Below are 18,701 nucleotides of genomic sequence, written 5' to 3'. Positions count from 1 at the left end.
TGAGTCTTGACACCGGGGGGCGGCTGCCGCGACCTCTCCTCGATTGGGTAGAAATTGAGAATGGAAGACGTCGTACCGCTCGCCGCCAGAGCGGCCGCGCCCGCCCGACTCACCGTTCTGTCCGGTCCGTCCGGTGTCGGCAAGGATGCCGTCATCGAAGTGATCCGCAAGCGCAACCCGTGGGTGTGGCTGTCGGTGTCGGTGACCACGCGCAAGAAGCGCGACTACGAGGTCGACGGCAAGCACTACACGTTCGTCTCCCGTACCGAGTTCGAGCGCCTGGTCGACGGCGGGATGCTGCTGGAGTGGGCCGAGTTCGCCGGCAACCTCTACGGCACGCCCCGGGCCGCGGTCGAGGGCCGCCTGTCGGCCGGGATCCCCACCCTTCTCAAGATCGACCTGCAGGGCGCGCGCCAGGTCCGCGACGCGATGCCCGACGCGCAACTGGTGTTCCTCGCCCCGCCCAGCCGGGAGGAGCTGCGCCGCCGGCTCATCGGCCGCGGCACCGAGGACCCGGACACCATCCGCCGCCGGCTGGCGCACGCGGACGAGGAGCTGGCCTCCGAGGGCGAGTTCGACGTGACCGTGGTGAACGACTACCTCGAGCGGGCCGCGGACGAGTTGGTAGGATTGCTCGGTTCGCCGGTCCTCGCCTCCGCGCGCCCGCGAAATTAGCCGACCGGCACACTTCGAAGACTAAGGACTGAACCGTGGCTGGAACCGTCGCCGATCCCATTGGCATCACCAACCCGCCGATCGACGAGCTGCTCGACAAGACCTCGTCGAAGTACGCGCTGGTGATCTTCGCGGCCAAGCGCGCGCGGCAGATCAACGCCTACTACAGCCAGCTCGGCGAGGGCCTGCTGGAGTACGTGGGCCCGCTGGTGGAGACCACCCCGCAGGAGAAGGCGCTGTCGATCGCCATGCGCGAGATCAACGCCGGCCTGCTGACCGCTGAGCCGACCGGCGAGGCCTGAGCATCCCGTCCATGGCTCGGATCGTATTGGGCGTCAGCGGCGGCATCGCCGCGTACAAGGCCTGTGAGCTGCTTCGCCTGCTGACCGAGTCCGGGCACCACGTGCGCGTGGTGCCCACCGAGGCCGCGCTGCGCTTCGTCGGCGCCCCCACCTGGGAGGCGCTGTCGGGCCAGCCGGTCGCCACGGGCGTCTGGGACGACGTCCCGCACGTGCCGCACGTGAAGCTGGGGCAGGGCGCCGACCTGGTGCTGGTCGCCCCGGCCACGGCCGACCTGCTCGCCCGCGCCGCGCACGGGCTGGCCGACGACCTGCTCACCAGCACCCTGCTGACCGCCCGGTGCCCGGTGGTGTTCGCCCCGGCGATGCACACCGAGATGTGGGAGCACCCGGCCACCGCCGACAACGTCGCCACGCTGCGCCGCCGCGGCGCCGTGGTGATCGAGCCCGCCGTCGGGCGGCTCACCGGCGTCGACACCGGCAAGGGCCGCCTGCCCGACCCCGGGCAGATCTTCGCGATCGCCTTGCGGGTGCTGGCCCGGGGCGCCCAGCCGGTCACCGACCTGGCCGGGCGGCACGTCGTGGTCTCCGCGGGCGGCACCCGCGAACCGCTGGACCCGGTTCGGTACCTGGGCAACCGCTCGTCGGGCAAGCAGGGCTACGCCTTCGCCCGCACCGCGGTGGCCCGGGGCGCCCGGGTGACCCTGGTCGCGGCGAACGTCTCGCTGGACACCCCGGCCGGGGTGGACCTGGTCCGGGTGGGCAGCACGGCCGAGCTGCGCGAGGCGGTGCTGGCCGCGGCGAAGGACGCCGACGCGGTCGTGATGGCGGCGGCCCCGGCCGACTTCCGCCCCGCCGCGTACGCCGACCAGAAGATCAAGAAGCGGGACGACGGCGCCGTGCCCGTCATCGAGCTCGCGGTGAACCCCGACATCGCCGCCGAACTCGGCGCGAACAAACGCCCCGGCCAGGTGCTCGTCGCGTTCGCCGCCGAGACGCACGACGCGATCGAGCACGCGCGCGGCAAGCTGGCCCGCAAGCGGGCCGACCTGATCGTCGTCAACGAGGTCGGCACCGACAAGGTCTTCGGCGCGGACGACAATCAGGCCGTCGTGCTCGGCGCCGACGGCAGCCGGATCGACCTGCCCGCGCAGAGCAAGGACAGCCTCGCCGACGCGGTATGGGATCGCGTCGTTGCGCTTCTGTGAACGAAGATCGCAGGTCGTCCCGCGTTACGGACGCGCGGCCGCCCATGCGTGTCTGTTCCGTCGTCGTTGACTAGACTTCTCGGCCAGGACGCACCTGGCCGCAGACCTTTGGCCATAGTCAGCCATCGCAGTATTGGAGAGTCGAGTGGCACGTCGCCTGTTCACCTCGGAATCGGTCACCGAGGGACACCCGGACAAGATCGCCGACCAGATCAGTGACGGCATCCTGGACGCGCTGCTGCGCCAGGACCCGCGCAGCCGCGTCGCGGTGGAGACCCTGATCACCACTGGTCAGGTGCACGTCGCGGGCGAGGTGACCACGCAGGCCTACGCCGACATCCCGACGATCGTCCGCGAGACGATCCTCTCGATCGGCTACGACTCGTCCAAGAAGGGCTTCGACGGCGCCTCCTGCGGCGTCAGCGTGTCGATCGGCTCGCAGTCGCCCGACATCGCCCAGGGCGTCGACAGCGCGCTGGAGCACCGCTCCGGTGAGGGCGCCGACACGCTCGACCTGCAGGGCGCCGGCGACCAGGGCATGATGTTCGGCTTCGCCTGCTCGGAGACGCCCGAGCTGATGCCGCTGCCGATCGCGCTGGCGCACCGCCTGGCCCGCCGCCTCACCGCGGCCCGCAAGGACGGCGCTATCCCGTACCTGCGCCCCGACGGCAAGACCCAGGTCACCATCGAGTACGACGGCTTCAAGCCGGTCCGCCTCAACACCGTCGTGGTGTCGTCGCAGCACGCGCCCGACATCTCGCTGGAGTCGCTGCTCACCCCGGACGTCCGCGAGCACGTCATCGCCCCGGAGCTCGACGGCCTGGGCCTGGACACCGAGGGCTACCGGCTGCTGGTCAACCCGACCGGCCGCTTCGAGATCGGCGGCCCGATGGGCGACGCCGGCCTGACCGGCCGCAAGATCATCGTCGACACCTACGGCGGCTACTCCCGCCACGGCGGCGGCGCGTTCTCCGGCAAGGACCCGTCGAAGGTCGACCGCTCGGCGGCGTACGCGATGCGCTGGGTCGCCAAGAACGTGGTCGCCGCGGGGCTGGCCGAGCGCTGCGAGGTGCAGGTGGCGTACGCGATCGGCAAGGCCAAGCCGGTCAGCCTGTTCGTGGAGACCTTCGGCACCGAGACCGTGCCGGTCGACCGGATCGAGAAGGCCATCGGCGAGGTGTTCGACCTGCGCCCGGCCGCGATCATCCGCGACCTGGACCTGCTGCGCCCGATCTACCAGCAGACCGCGGCGTACGGCCACTTCGGCCGCGAGCTGCCCGACCTGACCTGGGAGCGCACCGACCGCGTCGCCGACCTGAAGTCCGCCATCGGCTGAACCGCCGCACCGACCCCGCGCCGAGGCTCCACTGAGCCGCGCCGGGGCAAGGCGGCCCCGCCTTTACATTGACACTGGCCTATCTAGAAGACGGTTTTCGACAATCCGTCCTCTAGATAGGCCAGTGTCGATTCAGGGGCGGACGGGCTGGGCGCGCCGCCGTGGGCACCGGTGAGCGGGGGTGCGGGCGGGCGTCGGGGCGGTCTGGTAGGAACACCCCGTGACCGCCGTACGCAAACCGCCGCGTGAGCGGCAGCCCGCCCCGGAGCTGCCCGTCGCGCGCGTCTGCGTGGACGTCCCGCTGCCGCACCTGGACCGCCCCTTCGACTACCTCGTGCCGACCGAGCTGGCCGAGTCCGCCCAGCCGGGCGTGCGGGTCAAGGTCCGCTTCAGCGGCCAGCTCGTCGACGGCTGGCTGACCGAGCGCGTCGCGCGCACCGAGCACGAGGGCAGGCTCGCCTGGCTGGAGAAGGTCGTCTCCGCCGAGTCCGCGCTCGCCCCCGAGGTGCTGGCCCTGTCCCGCGCCGTCGCCGACCGGTACGCGGGCAGCCTCGCCGACGTGCTTCGCCTGGCCGTGCCGCCCCGCCAGGCGAAGATGGAGACCCCGGCCACCGGGCGTCCGCCGCAGCCGCCGGAGCTGCCCGATCCGGCCGGTTGGAGCCGCTACCCGGCGGGCGCGGCGTTCCTGCGCGGCCTGGCCGAGGGGCGCGCCCCCCGCGCGGTCTGGTCGGCGCTGCCCGGCGAGCAGTGGCCGCGGCGGCTGGCCGAGGCGGTGGCGGCGACGCTGCACGGCGGCCGGGGCGCGGTGGTGGTGGTCGCCGACGTCCGGGACCTGGACCGGCTGGACGCCGCGCTGACCGCGCTGCTGGGTCCGGACCGGCACGTGGCGCTGACCGCCTCGCTCGGGCCGGGGGAGCGGTACAAGCGGTTCCTCAGGGCGCGCCGGGGCGAGGTCGCGGCCGTGGCGGGCACCCGCGCGGCCGCGTTCGCGCCGGTGGCGGAGCTGGGCCTGGTGGCGATCTGGGACGACGGCGACGATCTGCACGCCGAGCCGCGCGCACCGTACCCGCACGCGCGGGAGGTGCTGCTCACCCGCGCCCAGCTGACCGGGGCCGGGGTGCTGGTGGGCGGGTTCGCGCGTACCGCGGAGGCGCAGCAGCTGCTGGCGACCGGCTGGGCGCGCGAGGTGGCGGCCGCGCGTGAGCAGCTGCGCCTGGCCGCCCCCGCGGCGCAGGCGGCCGACGACAGCCAGCTGGCGCGCGACCCGGCCGCGTCGGCGGCCCGGCTGCCCAGTCTGGCCTGGCAGGCGGCGCGGGAGGCGCTGGCGGCGGGGGCGCCGGTGCTGGTGCAGGTGCCCCGGCGCGGGTACGTGCCGTCGGTCTCCTGCCAGGAGTGCCGCGAGCGGGCCCGGTGCGCGCACTGCGCGGGGCCGCTGGCGCTGGGCGGTTCGGGCCAGGTGGCCAGCTGCCGGTGGTGTGCGCGGCCCGCGGCGGGCTGGGCCTGTCCGAGGTGCGGCGGCCGCCGGCTGCGCGCGGCTGTCACGGGGGTACGGCGTACCGCCGAGGAGCTGGGCCGGGCGCTGCCGGGGGTGCCCGTGCGCACGTCGGGGCGCGACGCGGTGCTGGCGGAGGTGCCCGACGAGGCGTCGCTGGTGCTGGCCACGCCCGGGGCCGAGCCGGTGGCGCCGGGCGGTTACGGCGCGGTGCTGCTGCTGGACACCTGGGCGCTGCTGACCCGGGCCGATCTGCGCGCCACCGAGGAGGCGGCGCGGCGCTGGTTCAACGCGGCGGCGCTGGCCCGCCCGGCGGGGCGGGGCGGCCGGGTGGTGCTGGTCGCGGAGGGTTCGCTGGCGCCGGTGCAGGCGCTGGTGCGCTGGGATCCGGGCTGGCTGGCCGAGCGGGAGCTGGGCGAGCGGCGCGAGCTGGGGTTCCCGCCCGCGGCGCGGCTGGCCACGCTGACCGGTACGGCGGCGGCGGTGGACGAGCTGATCGAGCTGGCCCGGCTGCCGGAGTCGGTGCAGGTGCTGGGTCCGCTGCCGGTGGACGAGCAGCACGAGCGGATGCTGCTGCGTACCGCGCGCGGTGCCGGGTTGTCGCTGGCCCGCTCGCTGCACGAGGCGGCGGGGGTACGCAGCGCGCGCAAGGCGCCCGATCCGGTGCGGATTCAGCTTGACCCGCATGAACTATGACGACTAAGTTGTGAGGTGGATCCCATGTGGATCCACGGCGGGTGGCGCCGGTTCCGGGGGTGGGACGCCGACGCCACCCCGCCGGTCAATGCCGCCGCCCCCCCATGTCGAAATCAGGACAAAGTTAACCCTGGGCGACCGATGGCGCAGCCGGACATCAGACACTCCGTAGACTGATCAGGCATCCCTTTCCGCCCCGTTCAGGAGACGAGCCTGTGACCGTTCAGCCCATCCGACTCTTCGGGGACCCGGTGCTGCGTACCCCCGCCGACGAGGTGGTCGACTTCGACAAGGAGCTGCGCACCCTCGTGCGCGACCTGACCGAGACCATGCGCGACGCCGGAGGCGTGGGCCTGGCCGCCCCGCAGATCGGCGTGGGCCTGCGCGTGTTCAGCTTCGACGTCGACGACGTGGTCGGGCACATGATCAACCCCGTGCTGCACTTCCCCGACGAGGAGGAGATGGACGGCGACGAGGGCTGCCTGTCCGTGCCGGGGCTCTACTACGACACCAAGCGCCGCGCCAACGTGATCGCCAAGGGCTTCGCCGAGAGCGGCGACCCGATCCAGATCGTCGGCACCGGCCTGATGTCGCGCTGCATCCAGCACGAGACCGACCACCTCGACGGCGTCATCTTCATCGAGCGCCTCAGCGCCGAGGCGCGCAAGACCGCGCTGCGCGACATCCGCCGCGCCGAGTGGTACGACCCCGGCCGCACCGTGGTCAAGGTCTCGCCGCACGCCGCCCCGAGCCCGTTCGGTCTGGGCCGGTGAGCTGATGCGACTCGTCTTCGCGGGCACCCCCGAGGTGGCCCTGCCCTCCCTGGACGCGATCGCCGCGTCCGGCCACGAGCTGCTGGCCGTGGTCACCCGCCCCGACGCCCCGTCCGGGCGCGGGCGCCAGCTGGTCCGCTCGCACGCGGCCGCCTGGGCCGACGAGCGCGGCATCGAGGTGCTCACCCCGCAGCGCCCGCGCGAGCCGGAGTTCCTGGACCGGCTGCGCGAGCTGGCGCCGGACTGCGTACCGGTGGTCGCCTACGGCGCCCTGGTGCCGCCCGTCGCGCTGGAGATCCCCGTACACGGCTGGGTGAACCTGCACTTCTCGCTGCTGCCCGCCTGGCGCGGCGCGGCACCGGTGCAGCACGCCGTCTGGCACGGCGACGAGTTCACCGGCGCCTCGGTGTTCCAGCTGGAGGCGGGCCTGGACACCGGCCCGGTGTTCGGCACCCTGACCGAGGCGATCCGCCCCGCCGACACCTCCGGCGACCTGCTCGGCCGCCTCGCGATCGACGGTGCCGGCCTGCTGGTGACGGTCCTGGACGCGATCGAGGCCGGTGCCGCGCGCGCGGTGCCGCAGCCCGCCGACGGGATCACCCTGGCCCCGAAGATCACGGTCGAGGACGCCGAGGTGCGCTGGGACGAGCCCGCGTTCGCGGTGGACCGGCGCATCCGCGCCACCACGCCCGCCCCCGGCGCGTGGACCACGTTCCGCGGCGAGCGGGTCAAGCTCGGCCCGGCGGCGCCCGCGCCCGACGGGCCCGCGCTCAAGCCGGGCGACCTGCTGGTCGAGAAGAAGCGGGTGCTGGTGGGTACGGCGACGACGCCGCTGGCACTGGGCGAGGTCCGGGCGGCGGGCAAGAAGGCGATGGCAGCGGTGGACTGGGCCCGCGGCGTGCGGGTCGGTACGGAGGACAGCTTCTCGTGACAGGTTTCCGTGGAGGCAGGACCGGCTCGTCGGGGCACCCGCCCCGGCACGACCGCGACAGCCAGGCAGGGCGCGGTCCGCGCGCCGGGCGGCCCGCGCACGATCCGGCCCGGATGGCCGCCTACCAGGCACTGCTGGCGGTGCACCGCGACGACGCGTACGCCAACCTGATCCTGCCGTCGCTGCTGCGCGACGCGGGGCTGTTCGGCCGCGACGCCGCGTTCGCCACCGAGCTGACGTACGGCACGCTGCGCACCCGGGGCACCCTCGACCTGATCATCGCGGCGGCCGCCGACCGGGACGTGGCCCGGATCGACCCGCCCGCCCGCGACGCGCTGCGGCTCGGGGCGTACCAGGTGCTGCACACCCGGGTGCCCCCGCACGCCGCCGTCGCCTCGACGGTCGACCTGGTGCGCTCGGTCGCGCCCGGCGCGGCCGGGTTCGCCAACGCGGTGATGCGGCGCATCACCGAGCGCGACCTGGACACCTGGCTGGCCGAGGTGGCCCCGGCCGAGGCCGACGACCCGATCGGGCACCTGGCGGTCACCGGCTACCACCCGGAGTGGATCGTGCGCGCCTTCCGCGAGGCGCTCGGCGGCGACCTGGGCGAGACGATGCGGATGCTGTCGGCCGACAACGACCGGCCCGAGGTGCACCTGTGCGCCCGGCCGGGGCGGGCCGACGCGGGCGAGCTGGCCGACCACGTCGGCGGGCAGCCGGGCGCGTTCTCGCCGTACGCGGTGTACCTGCCCGGCGGCTCCCCGGGCGACCTGGTCGAGATCAAGACCGGGCGGGCGCACGTACAGGACGAGGGCAGCCAGCTGGTGGCCGCCGCGCTCACCGACGCGCCGCTGGACGGGCGCGACGAGCGCTGGCTGGACCTGTGCGCGGGCCCCGGCGGCAAGGCGGGCCTGCTGGCGGCGCTGGCCGCCCAGCGGGGTGCCCACCTGACCGCGGTCGAGGTCACCGAGCACCGGGCGGCGATGGTCGCCAACGCGGTGCGCAACCTGCCCGCGACCGTCCTGTGCACGGACGGCCGGAGCGTCGGCAGCGACCGGGACCTGCCCGAGGGCGGGTTCGACCGGGTGCTGGTCGACGCGCCGTGCACCGGGCTGGGCTCGCTGCGGCGGCGGCCGGAGTCGCGCTGGCGGCGCCAGCCCTCCGACCTGCCCCCGCTGACCAAGCTGCAGCGGGAACTGCTCGGGGCGGCGCTGAAGGCGGTCCGGCCCGGCGGGCTGGTGGCGTACGTCACCTGCTCGCCGCACCTGGTGGAGACCCAGGTCAGCGTCACCGAGGCGGTGCGCCGGTCCGGGATCGACGTGGAGTTCGTGGACGCCCGGGCCGCGCTGCCGGCTGGCATGCCGGGGCTGGGCGACGGGCCGACGGTGCAGCTGTGGCCGCACCGGCACGGCACCGACGCCATGTTCCTCGCCCTGCTCCGCCGCACCGCCTGACCAGCTCCGACCCGCCCGAACCCGCCCCGGACAGCGCACCCGCGCCGCTCCGGGGCGGCATCGCCGGGCGCCCGGCATCGACACTGGCCTATCCAGAAGACGGAAATCCGAAATCCGTCCTCTGGATAGGCCAGTGTCGATTTCAAGGCGGGGGTGGGCTGGCCGGGGCGGCCCGTCGCGGCCACGTCGCGGGTCGGTCGAGAGGGTCGGGCCGGTGGCCGTTGGGGTGGTGGGATGCGGCCATGGGTGCGGGTGCGACCGGCGGTTCACCGTACGTAAGCTGATCAGCGTGATCGGACCGGACATCGTCATCGCCCCCAGCATCCTGGCCGCCGACTTCGCCAACCTGGCCGCCGAGGCCAGAGCCGTCGAGGGCGCCGCGGACTGGCTGCACGTGGACGTCATGGACAACCACTTCGTGCCGAACCTGACCATCGGGCCGGCCGTGGTGGCGAGCCTGCGGGCCGCGACGGAGATCCCGTTCGACTGCCACCTGATGATCGAGGACCCGAAGCGGTGGGCCCCGGCCTACGCCGAGCTGGGCGCGTACAACGTGACGTTCCACGCCGAGGCCTGCGCCGATCCGGTGGCCCTGGCCCGGGACCTGCGCGCGGCGGGCAGCAAGGCCGGGCTCGCGCTCGACCGCGACACCCCGGTCGAGCCGTACCTGGAGCTGCTGCCGCACTTCGACACCCTGCTGATCATGACGATCAAGGCGGGCTTCGGCGGCCAGCGCTTCATCCCCGAGCTGCTGGACAAGGTCCGGCTGGCCCGGCGCCACGCTAAGGCGGGCCACCTGGAGCTTCGCATCGAGGTCGACGGCGGCATCGCCGACGACACCATCGCGGCGGCGGCCGAGGCCGGCGCCGACGCGTTCGTCGCCGGGACCGCCGTCTACGGTGCCGACGATCCCGCCGAAGCCTGTCGTAAACTGCGGGCTCTGGCGGCAGCGGCCGCCCGCTAGACCACATCGGACAGTGGAGGAACGACGGTTTGACCACTGAACCACACGGCAGTGCCGCCGAGGTGATCCTGGTCGTCGACGACGACCCCGACATCGTGCGGGTCGTCGAGGTCAACCTGCGCCTGCACGGGTTCGACGTGCTGACCGCGCACAGCGGGGCCGAGGCGCTCGCGCTGCTGGAGCACCGCCGGCCCGACCTGGCCATCGTCGATCTGATGATGCCCGGCATGGACGGCCTGGAGCTGACCCGGCGGCTGCGCGCCGACCCGATGGTCACCGCGCTGCCGATCATCGTGCTGACCGCCAAGGCGCTCACCTCCGACAAGGTGGCGGGCCTGGCCGCGGGCGCCGACGACTATGTGGTCAAGCCGTTCGACACCTCGGAGCTGATCGCCCGGGTGCGCGCCACGCTGCGGCGCAACCAGGAGGCGCGCGAGGTGTCGCCGCTGACCGGGCTGGCGGGCAACACCCGCATCCTGCGCGAGATCGCCGACCGGCTGAAATCGGGCACCGACTACGCCGTCTGCTACATCGACATCGACCGGTTCAAGGCGGTCAACGACGTGTACGGCTTCGGCCGCGGCGACGGTTTCATCAGCGCCCTGGCCCGCTCGCTGCGCCGCGCCACCGTCGCCGCCGGGCTGCCCCCGGCCTTCCTCGGCCACGTCGGCGGCGACGACTTCGTGGTGATCTGCCACCCGCTGCAGCTCAAACCGATCACCGAGCGGGCGATCTGGGACTTCCAGAACGCCTCCGACCAGCTCTACGACCCGGTGGACGCCGAGCGCGGCTACATCGAGGTGGTGGATCGGCGGGGCAAGGTGTTCGAGGTCAACCTGGTCACGCTGTCCATCGGCGTGGCATTGTCGACCATGCGCGTGTTCGAGCACCCCGGCGAGGTCGTCGCGGTCGCGTCGGAGATGAAGACGAAGGCCAAGAAGGTGCACGGGTCGTACGTGGCGATCGACCAGCGCACCGACCGGCTGGTGCTCCCCTCCCAACGTGAACCGGAATCCGATGCCGCCGCCGAGGCCGGCTCCGGCGCGTGACACACTTGCGTCCCGTCGCCGACCTCTCGGCGTGCCCGTGACGCGAGCGACGGTCGCACGGTGTGGGAGGAGCGAGCACGGATGGGGCAACAGCCCATGGTCAGCCCGGCCGAGGACAAGGCGATGGCGCGGGCGATCGAGCTCGCCGCCCGCGGTCTGGGCGCCACCAGCCCCAACCCGGTGTTCGGCTGCGTGATCCTGAACGCGTCGGGCCAGGTCGTCGGCGAGGGTTTCCACGCGTACGCGGGCGGCCCGCACGCCGAGATCGTGGCCCTGGCCCAGGCCGGTGAGAGGGCCAAGGGCGGCACCGCCGTGGTGACCCTGGAGCCGTGCAACCACACGGGGCGCACCGGCCCGTGCGCGCAGGCGCTGGTCCGCTCGGGCGTGTCCCGGGTCGTGATCGCCGTGGCCGACCCGAACCCGCTGGCCGCCGGGGGCGCGCAGGCGCTGCGCGACGCCGGGGTCGAGGTGGTCGTCGGGGTGCGCGCGGCCGAGGCCGAAGAGGGCAACATCGCCTGGCTGACCTCGGTGCGGCGCGGGCGGCCGTACCTGATCTGGAAGACCGCCGCGACCATGGACGGCCGCGCGGCCGCCGTCGACGGCTCCAGCATGTGGATCACGTCCGAGGCGGCGCGGATGGACGTGCACCGGCTGCGCGGCACCGTCGACGCCATCATGATCGGCGTGGGCACCGTGCTGGCCGAGGACCCCCGGCTCACCGCCCGCGACCTGCGCACCGGCAGCCTGGCCATCCGGCAGCCGCTGCGCGTGGTGATCGACTCGCAGGGGCGTACCCCCGCCGACGCCCGCGTGCGCGACAGCGCCGCGCCGACCCTGATCGCGACCACCGCGCTGCTCGGCGCGGACGCCGACGGCCGGGTGGACCTGCGCGCGGTGCTGCGCGAACTGCACCACCGGGGCATCCGCAGCGTGCTGCTCGAGGGCGGGCCGCACCTGGCCGGTGCCTTTCTCGCCGCCGGTCTGGTAGACCTGATCGTGTCGTATGTCGCACCCAAGCTGCTCGGCGACGGCCCTGCCGCGCTGGTCGGCGCGGGGGTGACAACGGTCACGGACGCCATCGATCTGGAAGTGTTAGATGTTGACCGGGTCGGGCCGGATCTCCGGCTCACCGCACGTCCGCGGGTGAGCGCGGACAGCGGCAACCTCTAACGTCCCCAGGGACGCCAGACGAAGAACGCCGCGGCGCCGCGGCATAGGAGGACCAGTGTTCACCGGCATCGTGGAAGAACTCGGCGAGGTGCTGGGCCTCAGCTGGCAGGGCGACGGCGCGGTGCTGACCGTACGGGGTCCGCTGGTCGTAGCCGACGCCAGGCACGGCGACTCGATCGCGGTCAACGGCGTCTGCCTGACGGTGGTGTCCAGCACCGGCGACACCTTCGACACCGAGGTGATGAAGGAGACGTTCGACCGCAGCTCGCTGGGCGGCATCGCCCCCGGTGACCGGGTCAACCTGGAGCGCGCGGTCAGCGCCCACACCCGGCTGGGCGGCCACATCGTGCAGGGCCACGTCGACGGCGTCGGCACCATCGCCTCCAAGCAGCCCGGCGGCGGCTGGGAGGATGTCCGGATCCTGCTCCCGCAGGGCCTGTCGCGGTACATCGTGGAGAAGGGCTCCATCACCGTCGACGGGATCTCGCTGACCGTGGTAGCGGTCGACGACGAGTCGTTCACGGTGAGCCTGATCCCGACCACGCTGGAGCTCACCACCCTGGGCCGCAAGGGCCCCGGGGCGCAGGTGAACCTGGAGGTCGACGTGATCGCCAAGTACGTCGAGAAGCTGGTCGCACCGCACCTTAAGGACCGGGCATGAGCACCGAGCGCGCTGGACTGGACTCGATCGAGGACGCGATCGCGGCGATCAAGGCGGGCAAGCCCGTCATCGTCGTGGACGACGAGGACCGCGAGAACGAGGGCGACCTGATCTTCGCGGCCGAGATGGCCACGCCGGAGCTGGTCGCGTTCACCGTCCGCTACACCTCCGGCTACATCTGCGTGGCGATCACCGAGGACGAGGCCGACCGCCTCGACCTGCCGCCGATGTACTACACCAACCAGGACCGCCGCGGTACCGCGTACTGCGTGACCGTGGACGCCCGGGAGGGCGTGTCGACCGGCATCTCCGCCGCCGACCGGGCCCGCACGCTGCGGCTGCTCGGCGACCCGCAGACCCGCTCGGCCGACCTGGCCCGGCCCGGCCACGTGGTGCCGCTGCGCGCCAAGACCGGCGGCGTGCTGCGCCGCCCCGGCCACACCGAGTCCGGCGTCGACCTGGCCCAGCTCGCGGGCCTGCACCCGGCCGCCGCGATCTGCGAGATGGTCAACGACGACGGCACCATGATGCGGCTGGGCGACCTGCGGGCGTTCGCGGCCGCCCACGAGCTGGTGCTGATCAGCATCGCCGACCTCATCGCGTACCGCCGCCGCACCGAGCAGCTGGTCACCCGGGTCGTGGAGGCCCGCCTGCCCACCGAGTTCGGCGACTTCACCGCCGTCGGCTACCACGCCGCGCACGACAACGCCGAGCACGTCGCCCTCGTGTACGGCGAGATCGGCGACGGCGAGGAGGTGCTGGTCCGGGTGCACTCGGAGTGCCTGACCGGCGACGTGTTCGGCTCGGTGCGCTGCGACTGCGGTCCGCAGCTGCACGCGGCCATGCAGCGCGTCGCCCAGGAGGGCCGGGGCGTGGTGCTCTACGTGCGCGGGCACGAGGGGCGCGGCATCGGGCTGCTGCACAAGCTGCAGGCGTACCAGCTGCAGGACGCCGGGCGCGACACCGTCGACGCCAACCTCGACCTGGGCCTGCCCGCCGACGCCCGCGACTACGGCACCGGCGCGCAGATCCTCTACGACCTGGGCGTACGCACCATGCGGCTGCTCACCAACAACCCGGCCAAGCGCGCCGGGCTGGAAGGGTACGGCCTGCGCGTGATCGGGCGGGAGGCGCTGCCGGCCCGCCCGCACCCGGAGAACCTGAAGTACCTGCGCACCAAGCGCGACCGGATGGGCCACGACCTGGACCTCTCCGGCCTGGACGACCTGGAAGGGCTGAGCTGATGGCCGGTCACGGCGCTCCCGAACTGAACACCGTCGACGCGGCCGGCCTGAGCCTGGGCATCGTCGCCACCCGCTGGCACGCCGAGCTGGTCGGGCAGATGCTCGAGCGGGCCCAGGCCGCCGCCGAGGCCTGCGGAGTGGTCGAGGTGCAGGTCGCGCACGTCGCCGGCTCGGTCGAGCTGCCGGTGGTGGCCCAGGCCCTGGCCCGCCGCCACGACGCGGTGGTGGCCCTGGGCGTGGTCATCCGGGGCGAGACGGCCCACTTCGAGTACGTCAGCCAGTCGGTAACCGAGGGGCTGACCAGGGTGGCGCTGGACGAGTCGACGCCGGTGGCGCACGGGGTGCTGACGGTCGACAACGAGGCGCAGGCGCGGGACCGGGCCGGGCTGCCGGAGTCGAGCGAGGACAAGGGCTGGGGCGCGGTCGTGGCCGCCCTGGACGCCGCCATCGCGCTGCGCGACATCACCAGGAAGAACCGCACGGTCGGCTTCGCCTGATCACCCGCTCCGCCCGACATGATCATCTGCCGGGCCGCCCCGCCCCGCTCCGCCTTGCATCGACGCTGGCCTATCTAGAGGACGGAATCGCGAAATCCGTCCTCTGGATAGGCCGGCGTCGATGCTAAGCGGGGCGGGTGGCGGTCGGCAGTCCGCTGGATAGGCCAGTGTCGAAGCGTGGGGGACGGGGCGACGGCCCCGCGCGGCGGGTGCGTCGGCTGATCGGGGGCTGGTGGGGGTTGCGGGCGGGGCGTACACCTGAGGGATGTCGGTCAATCGGCTCCGCCTGCTGCCGCTGATCCTGGTCGCGCTCGTCGCGGCGTGCACGCCCACCACGCCCGGCCCCACGCCGCCCGCCTCCCCGGCGGGCAGCCCGGCCGCCTCGCCCAGCGCCGAGCCCGAGCCCAGCACGGGGCCGACCACGGAGCCGGGGCCGACGGCGGCCCCGGCCGGTGCGCTGGCCGTCTACTACCTGGCCAGTGACAAGGGCGACCCGAAGCTGGTGCGCGAGTTCCACCGCCTGCCGGTAGGCGACGGCTCGCCCGCCGCGCGCACGAAGGCCGCCGTCACCGAGATGCTCGACGGCCGCACCGCCTACGACCCCGACTACAGCAGCCTGTGGCCCGCGAGCGCCAGGGTGCGCGGCACGTCGGTGGCGGGCGACACGGTCACCGTGGACCTGTCCGGGGCGGCCGTCAACGGTGCGGGCAGCCTCGGCTCGGTCCAGGCCGTGCAGCAGCTGGTGTGGACCGCGACGGCGGCCAGCGGCAAGCCCGCGGTGCGGATCCTGCTGGACGGCGCCCGGGTGGACGAGCTGTGGGGGCACGTGGACACGCGCGACCCGCTGCGCCGGGCCAACGCCGCCGACACCCTGCTGCCGGTATGGCTGATCGACCCGCAGCACGGCGCCACCGTCGGCCGGGAGTTCACCATGCACCTGGCCGGGATGGTGTTCGAGGCGACGGTCAACTACGAGATCCGGCGCGGCTCGACCGTGGTGAAGCGGGGCGCGGTGACCCTGTCGGCGGGCAGGCCGGCCCAGGGCGAGGCGAAGGTGCCGGTAATCCTGGAGCCGGGCACGTACGTGATCGAGGCGTTCGAGATCTCCGCCAACGACAGCTCCCGCCAGCACCTGGACAACCACACGATCACGGTGCGCTAGCCGGGTGCGCTAGTCGACGGTCAGCACGATCTTGCCGCTGGTGCGGCCCGCCTCACCGAGTTGGTGCGCGCGGGCCGCCTCGGCCAGCGGGAACGTGGCCGCCACCAGGGGGTGCAGCCGCCTGCCGGCCACCAGCTCGGCGACCGCCTCCAGGGTGGCGCGGTCGGGCTCGACGAGCAGGCCCGCGCCGCGTACGCCGAGGGCGGCCGCCCTGGCTCTGGTCTGCTCGGCGGTGCTCGCGTTGAGGATGCCGACGAGGATGCCGCCGGGGCGCAGCGTGCGCAGCGAGCGCTCCTCGTACTCGCCGCCGACGGTGTCGAGGACCACGTCGATGTCGCGCGCGACCTGCTCGAAGTCGACGGCCGTGTAGTCGATCGGCTCGTCGACGCCCAGTTCGCGCAGCAGCCCGTGCTTGGCCTCGCGGGCGGTGCCCAGCACGTACGCGCCGTGCGCCTTGGCGATCTGGACGGCCAGGTGGCCGACCCCGCCCGCGGCGGCGTGCACCAGCACCCGCTGCCCCGGCTGGACCTGGGCGGTGTCGACCAGCGCCTGCCAGGCGGTGAGCGCGGCCAGCGGCAGCGCGGCGGCGTGCACGTGGTCCAGTCCGGCGGGCTTGCGGGCGAGCTGGCGGGACGGCGACGTCACGTACTGCGCGTACGCCCCGGCGGCCAGCGGGAAGCGGGGCATGCCGAACACCTCGTCGCCCGCCTCGAACCGGGTCACGCCCGGCCCGAGCTGCTCGACCACCCCGCTGACGTCCCAGCCGACGGTGAACGGCGGGTCGCCGAACGCCCCGCCCCGGCGGCGCACCTTCCAGTCGACCGGGTTGACCCCGGCGGCGTGCACCCGGACCAGCACCTCGGTGGGGCGGGGGTGCGGCCGGTCGACCTCGGCCAGGTGCAGCACCTCGGGTCCGCCGAGGGAGTCCTGGCGGATGGCGAGCATGCGTTCGGTCATACCCCCATGATCCTCGGTCGTTGTCCCAGCATGTGCCGTCGCGGCCGGGCGGGGCCGGGCGCGCGGCGGGGATCGGGCAGAATGTCGGCGTGAAGACGTTCGAGGAGCTGTTCGAGGAGCTGCAGGCCAAGGTGGCCGCTGGTGACCCGGCCTCCGGCACGGTCAAGGCGGTTCGCGCCGGCGTGCACGCGGTCGGCAAGAAGGTCGTCGAAGAGGCGGCCGAGAGCTGGATGGCCGCGGAGCATGAGGGCCCCGACCGCGCCGCCGAGGAGATCTCCCAGCTCCTGTACCAGACCCAGGTCCTGATGCTCGCGGCAAACCTGTCCCTCAAGGACGTCTACCGACATCTGTAGATCCGCCACCGAACCCCACCCCCTGTTGATCATGAACTTATGGCGCGGCTCGACGGTGTGTCATGCCCATAACTTCATGATCAACTTGCCGAAACGTTCGTGACGTGATCGAGATGAGTTGATTAGAGACATGCTGCGCATCGCCATACCCAACAAGGGGACGCTGTCCCGGCCGGCCACCGAGATGCTGAAGGAAGCGGGGTACCGGCAGCGGGCCGACGACCGCGACCTGGTCTGCGTGGACGCCGACAACGACGTCGAGTTCTTCTACCTGCGGCCCCGGGACATCGCCACCTACGTCGGCTCAGGGGACCTCGACCTCGGGGTGACCGGGCAGGACCTGCTGGTCGACTCCGGCTCGCCGGTGGCCGAGCTGCTCGCCCTCGGCTTCGCCCGGGCGACGTTCCGCTTCGCCGCGCCGCCGGAGACCGTACGCGACCACGGCGACCTGGGCGGGCGCCGGGTGGCGACCGCGTTCCCGGGCGTGGTCGCCCGCTACCTCGACGAGCACGACATCAAGGCCGACATCGTCAAGCTCGACGGCGCGGTGGAGAACGCGGTGCGCCTGGGCGTGGCCGACGCCATCGCCGACGTGGTGGAGACCGGCGCCACGCTGCGCCAGGCCGGGCTCGTCCCGCTGGGCGACCCGATCCTGGTCTCCGAGGCGGTGCTGATCGGCCGCCAGGACACCGAGCGCAACGGCGCCGTCGGCCAGCTGCTGCGCCGCCTGCAGGGCGTGCTGGTGGCCCGGCGGTACGTGATGCTCGCCTACGACGTGCGCGCCGACCGCCTCGACCGCGCCGTGGCGCTGACCCCCGGCATCGAGTCGCCGACCGTGTCGCCGCTGCACCGCGAGGGCTGGGTGGCGGTGCAGGCGATGGTGCTGCGGGGCGAGGTGCACCGGATCATGGACGAGCTGTACGAGATCGGCGCCCGCGCCATCCTGGTCACCGACATCCACGCCTGCCGCCTGTGACCGTGCCCACGGCCCGCCCGTCCGCCCGCCTCGGTGCGCCGGGCCGGGCGGGCCGTGTGCCAGACTCGTCGGCGTGACTGACGTGCAGCGTGTGACCTTCCGGCCCCGGCGCACCCGGACGGTGGCGATCATCGCCGCGGTCGCCGTGGTGCTGCTGTTCGCGGTGATCGGCACCGCGCTGACCACGGTCGGCCACGGGGTGTTCCGCACCGGCGACCAGGCCGCCATGGTCGGCCTCGGCGTCGTGTTCGGGCTGGGCATCCTGGCGCTGGCCAGGCCGCGGGTCGAGGCCGACGCCGCGGCGATCCGGGTCCGCAACATCGTCGGGGGGTACGAGCTGCCGTGGGGCGCCGTGCGCTCGATCCGCCTGGAGCGCAACCAGCCGTGGCTCAGCCTCGAACTGGAGAACGACGACACGGTGTCGGTGCTGGCGGTGCAGGCCGTCGACAAGAAGCACGCGCTGTACGCGGTGCAGGAGCTGCGCCGCCTGCACGCCGCGGCCCGTACCGCCTGACCCCGGCCGGACCTGCTCCCAGCGTGTGTTAACCTTGTCGGGTCGACCTGTGGGCTGTGCCGTGCGAGAGCATCGGCAGCACGCTCACGACAAGCGGGGCGCCTGCTCCCACCCGATCGCCACCGAGCGGTTCGGGTCCGGTCACCTGGTAGGGGCGTTCTCCGTCCTGAGCTCAGGTTGTGCACTTGGCGTGCGCATCGACCGGTCGAGCGGGCCCAGGCATATGCCTGGGCCTTCTGCTTTCGGTCAGACGCCAAGCACGTCCCCGGGTGTGGTCCCGGAGGCGTGGA

At 73.5% G+C, this 18,701-nt stretch carries 19 protein-coding genes; 18 read left to right on the top strand and 1 reads right to left on the bottom strand.

Translation table 11 applies throughout. The features are described from left to right. Nucleotides 1-60: 60 nt before the first annotated feature. The 15 genes from gmk to QEZ54_RS14990 all read left to right on the top strand — a co-directional run bounded on the left by gmk (nucleotide 61) and on the right by QEZ54_RS14990 (nucleotide 15,611). A complete protein-coding gene (gene gmk / locus QEZ54_RS15060) occupies nucleotides 61-675 on the top strand; it encodes a guanylate kinase (protein WP_281305213.1) in 615 nt (204 codons plus the stop codon). 35 nt (nucleotides 676-710) lie between these two features. After that, a complete protein-coding gene (rpoZ, locus tag QEZ54_RS15055; RefSeq protein WP_212831103.1) occupies nucleotides 711-977 on the top strand; it encodes a DNA-directed RNA polymerase subunit omega in 267 nt (88 codons plus the stop codon). Between the two features lie 11 nt (nucleotides 978-988). After that, complete coding sequence (gene coaBC / locus QEZ54_RS15050) at nucleotides 989-2,182, top strand: bifunctional phosphopantothenoylcysteine decarboxylase/phosphopantothenate--cysteine ligase CoaBC (RefSeq protein ID WP_281305212.1); 1,194 nt, start codon at nucleotides 989-991, stop codon at nucleotides 2,180-2,182. A gap of 145 nt (nucleotides 2,183-2,327) precedes the next feature. After that, complete coding sequence (gene metK, locus QEZ54_RS15045; RefSeq protein ID WP_281305211.1) at nucleotides 2,328-3,518, top strand: methionine adenosyltransferase; 1,191 nt, start codon at nucleotides 2,328-2,330, stop codon at nucleotides 3,516-3,518. Nucleotides 3,519-3,807: 289 nt separating this feature from the next. Further along, nucleotides 3,808-5,706 carry a primosomal protein N' gene (locus tag QEZ54_RS15040; protein WP_281305418.1) on the top strand — a complete coding sequence of 633 codons (1,899 nt, stop codon included), beginning with the start codon at nucleotides 3,808-3,810 and terminating at the stop codon, nucleotides 5,704-5,706. Between the two features lie 215 nt (nucleotides 5,707-5,921). Beyond that, a complete protein-coding gene (gene def / locus QEZ54_RS15035; protein ID WP_281305210.1) occupies nucleotides 5,922-6,479 on the top strand; it encodes a peptide deformylase in 558 nt (185 codons plus the stop codon). A 4-nt stretch (nucleotides 6,480-6,483) separates the two neighbouring features. Next, nucleotides 6,484-7,410, top strand: coding sequence for a methionyl-tRNA formyltransferase (fmt, locus tag QEZ54_RS15030; RefSeq protein WP_281305209.1), 927 nt, complete (start codon nucleotides 6,484-6,486; stop codon nucleotides 7,408-7,410). Then, complete coding sequence (locus tag QEZ54_RS15025) at nucleotides 7,407-8,864, top strand: transcription antitermination factor NusB (protein WP_281305208.1); 1,458 nt, start codon at nucleotides 7,407-7,409, stop codon at nucleotides 8,862-8,864. Before fmt ends, QEZ54_RS15025 begins: the two co-directional genes overlap by 4 nt. Before the next feature lie 289 nt (nucleotides 8,865-9,153). Beyond that, nucleotides 9,154-9,828 carry a ribulose-phosphate 3-epimerase gene (gene rpe / locus QEZ54_RS15020; RefSeq protein ID WP_281305207.1) on the top strand — a complete coding sequence of 225 codons (675 nt, stop codon included), beginning with the start codon at nucleotides 9,154-9,156 and terminating at the stop codon, nucleotides 9,826-9,828. A 29-nt stretch (nucleotides 9,829-9,857) separates the two neighbouring features. Beyond that, nucleotides 9,858-10,877 carry a response regulator gene (locus tag QEZ54_RS15015; protein ID WP_281305206.1) on the top strand — a complete coding sequence of 340 codons (1,020 nt, stop codon included), beginning with the start codon at nucleotides 9,858-9,860 and terminating at the stop codon, nucleotides 10,875-10,877. Between the two features lie 96 nt (nucleotides 10,878-10,973). Then, a complete protein-coding gene (gene ribD / locus QEZ54_RS15010) occupies nucleotides 10,974-12,047 on the top strand; it encodes a bifunctional diaminohydroxyphosphoribosylaminopyrimidine deaminase/5-amino-6-(5-phosphoribosylamino)uracil reductase RibD (RefSeq protein ID WP_281305417.1) in 1,074 nt (357 codons plus the stop codon). Between the two features lie 55 nt (nucleotides 12,048-12,102). After that, nucleotides 12,103-12,708, top strand: coding sequence for a riboflavin synthase (locus QEZ54_RS15005; protein ID WP_281305205.1), 606 nt, complete (start codon nucleotides 12,103-12,105; stop codon nucleotides 12,706-12,708). Continuing rightward, nucleotides 12,705-13,952 (top strand): bifunctional 3,4-dihydroxy-2-butanone-4-phosphate synthase/GTP cyclohydrolase II, encoded by a 1,248-nt coding sequence (locus QEZ54_RS15000; RefSeq protein WP_281305204.1) that lies wholly within the window; start codon nucleotides 12,705-12,707, stop codon nucleotides 13,950-13,952. The genes QEZ54_RS15005 and QEZ54_RS15000 overlap by 4 nt, the downstream gene beginning before the upstream one ends. Further along, complete coding sequence (gene ribH, locus QEZ54_RS14995) at nucleotides 13,952-14,449, top strand: 6,7-dimethyl-8-ribityllumazine synthase (RefSeq protein ID WP_281305203.1); 498 nt, start codon at nucleotides 13,952-13,954, stop codon at nucleotides 14,447-14,449. Before QEZ54_RS15000 ends, ribH begins: the two co-directional genes overlap by 1 nt. A 265-nt stretch (nucleotides 14,450-14,714) precedes the next feature. Further along, on the top strand, nucleotides 14,715-15,611 hold the full coding sequence (locus QEZ54_RS14990; RefSeq protein WP_281305202.1) for a GerMN domain-containing protein: 897 nt from the start codon (nucleotides 14,715-14,717) through the stop codon (nucleotides 15,609-15,611). A 9-nt stretch (nucleotides 15,612-15,620) separates the two neighbouring features. Here the strand turns inward: QEZ54_RS14990 and QEZ54_RS14985 are convergent, their stop codons facing one another. Beyond that, entirely contained in the window at nucleotides 15,621-16,568 is a 948-nt protein-coding gene (locus QEZ54_RS14985; RefSeq protein ID WP_281305201.1) for an NADP-dependent oxidoreductase, read from the bottom strand. Nucleotides 16,569-16,639: 71 nt separating this feature from the next. Here QEZ54_RS14985 and QEZ54_RS14980 point away from each other — a divergent pair, with 71 nt between their 5' ends. From QEZ54_RS14980 to QEZ54_RS14970, 3 genes are all read left to right on the top strand, one after another. Beyond that, entirely contained in the window at nucleotides 16,640-16,921 is a 282-nt protein-coding gene (locus QEZ54_RS14980; protein WP_348650551.1) for a phosphoribosyl-ATP diphosphatase, read from the top strand. A 130-nt stretch (nucleotides 16,922-17,051) separates the two neighbouring features. Next, nucleotides 17,052-17,897 carry an ATP phosphoribosyltransferase gene (hisG, locus tag QEZ54_RS14975; protein WP_281305200.1) on the top strand — a complete coding sequence of 282 codons (846 nt, stop codon included), beginning with the start codon at nucleotides 17,052-17,054 and terminating at the stop codon, nucleotides 17,895-17,897. Nucleotides 17,898-17,970: 73 nt separating this feature from the next. Beyond that, entirely contained in the window at nucleotides 17,971-18,411 is a 441-nt protein-coding gene (locus QEZ54_RS14970) for a PH domain-containing protein (protein ID WP_281305199.1), read from the top strand. Nucleotides 18,412-18,701 lie beyond the last annotated feature (290 nt).

Origin of the sequence: Catellatospora sp. KI3 (genome assembly GCF_029948125.1) — a bacterium.
In the GTDB taxonomy this organism is placed as follows: Bacteria; Actinomycetota; Actinomycetes; order Mycobacteriales; family Micromonosporaceae; genus Catellatospora.
This window is presented reverse-complemented; position numbering and strand designations above follow the sequence as displayed.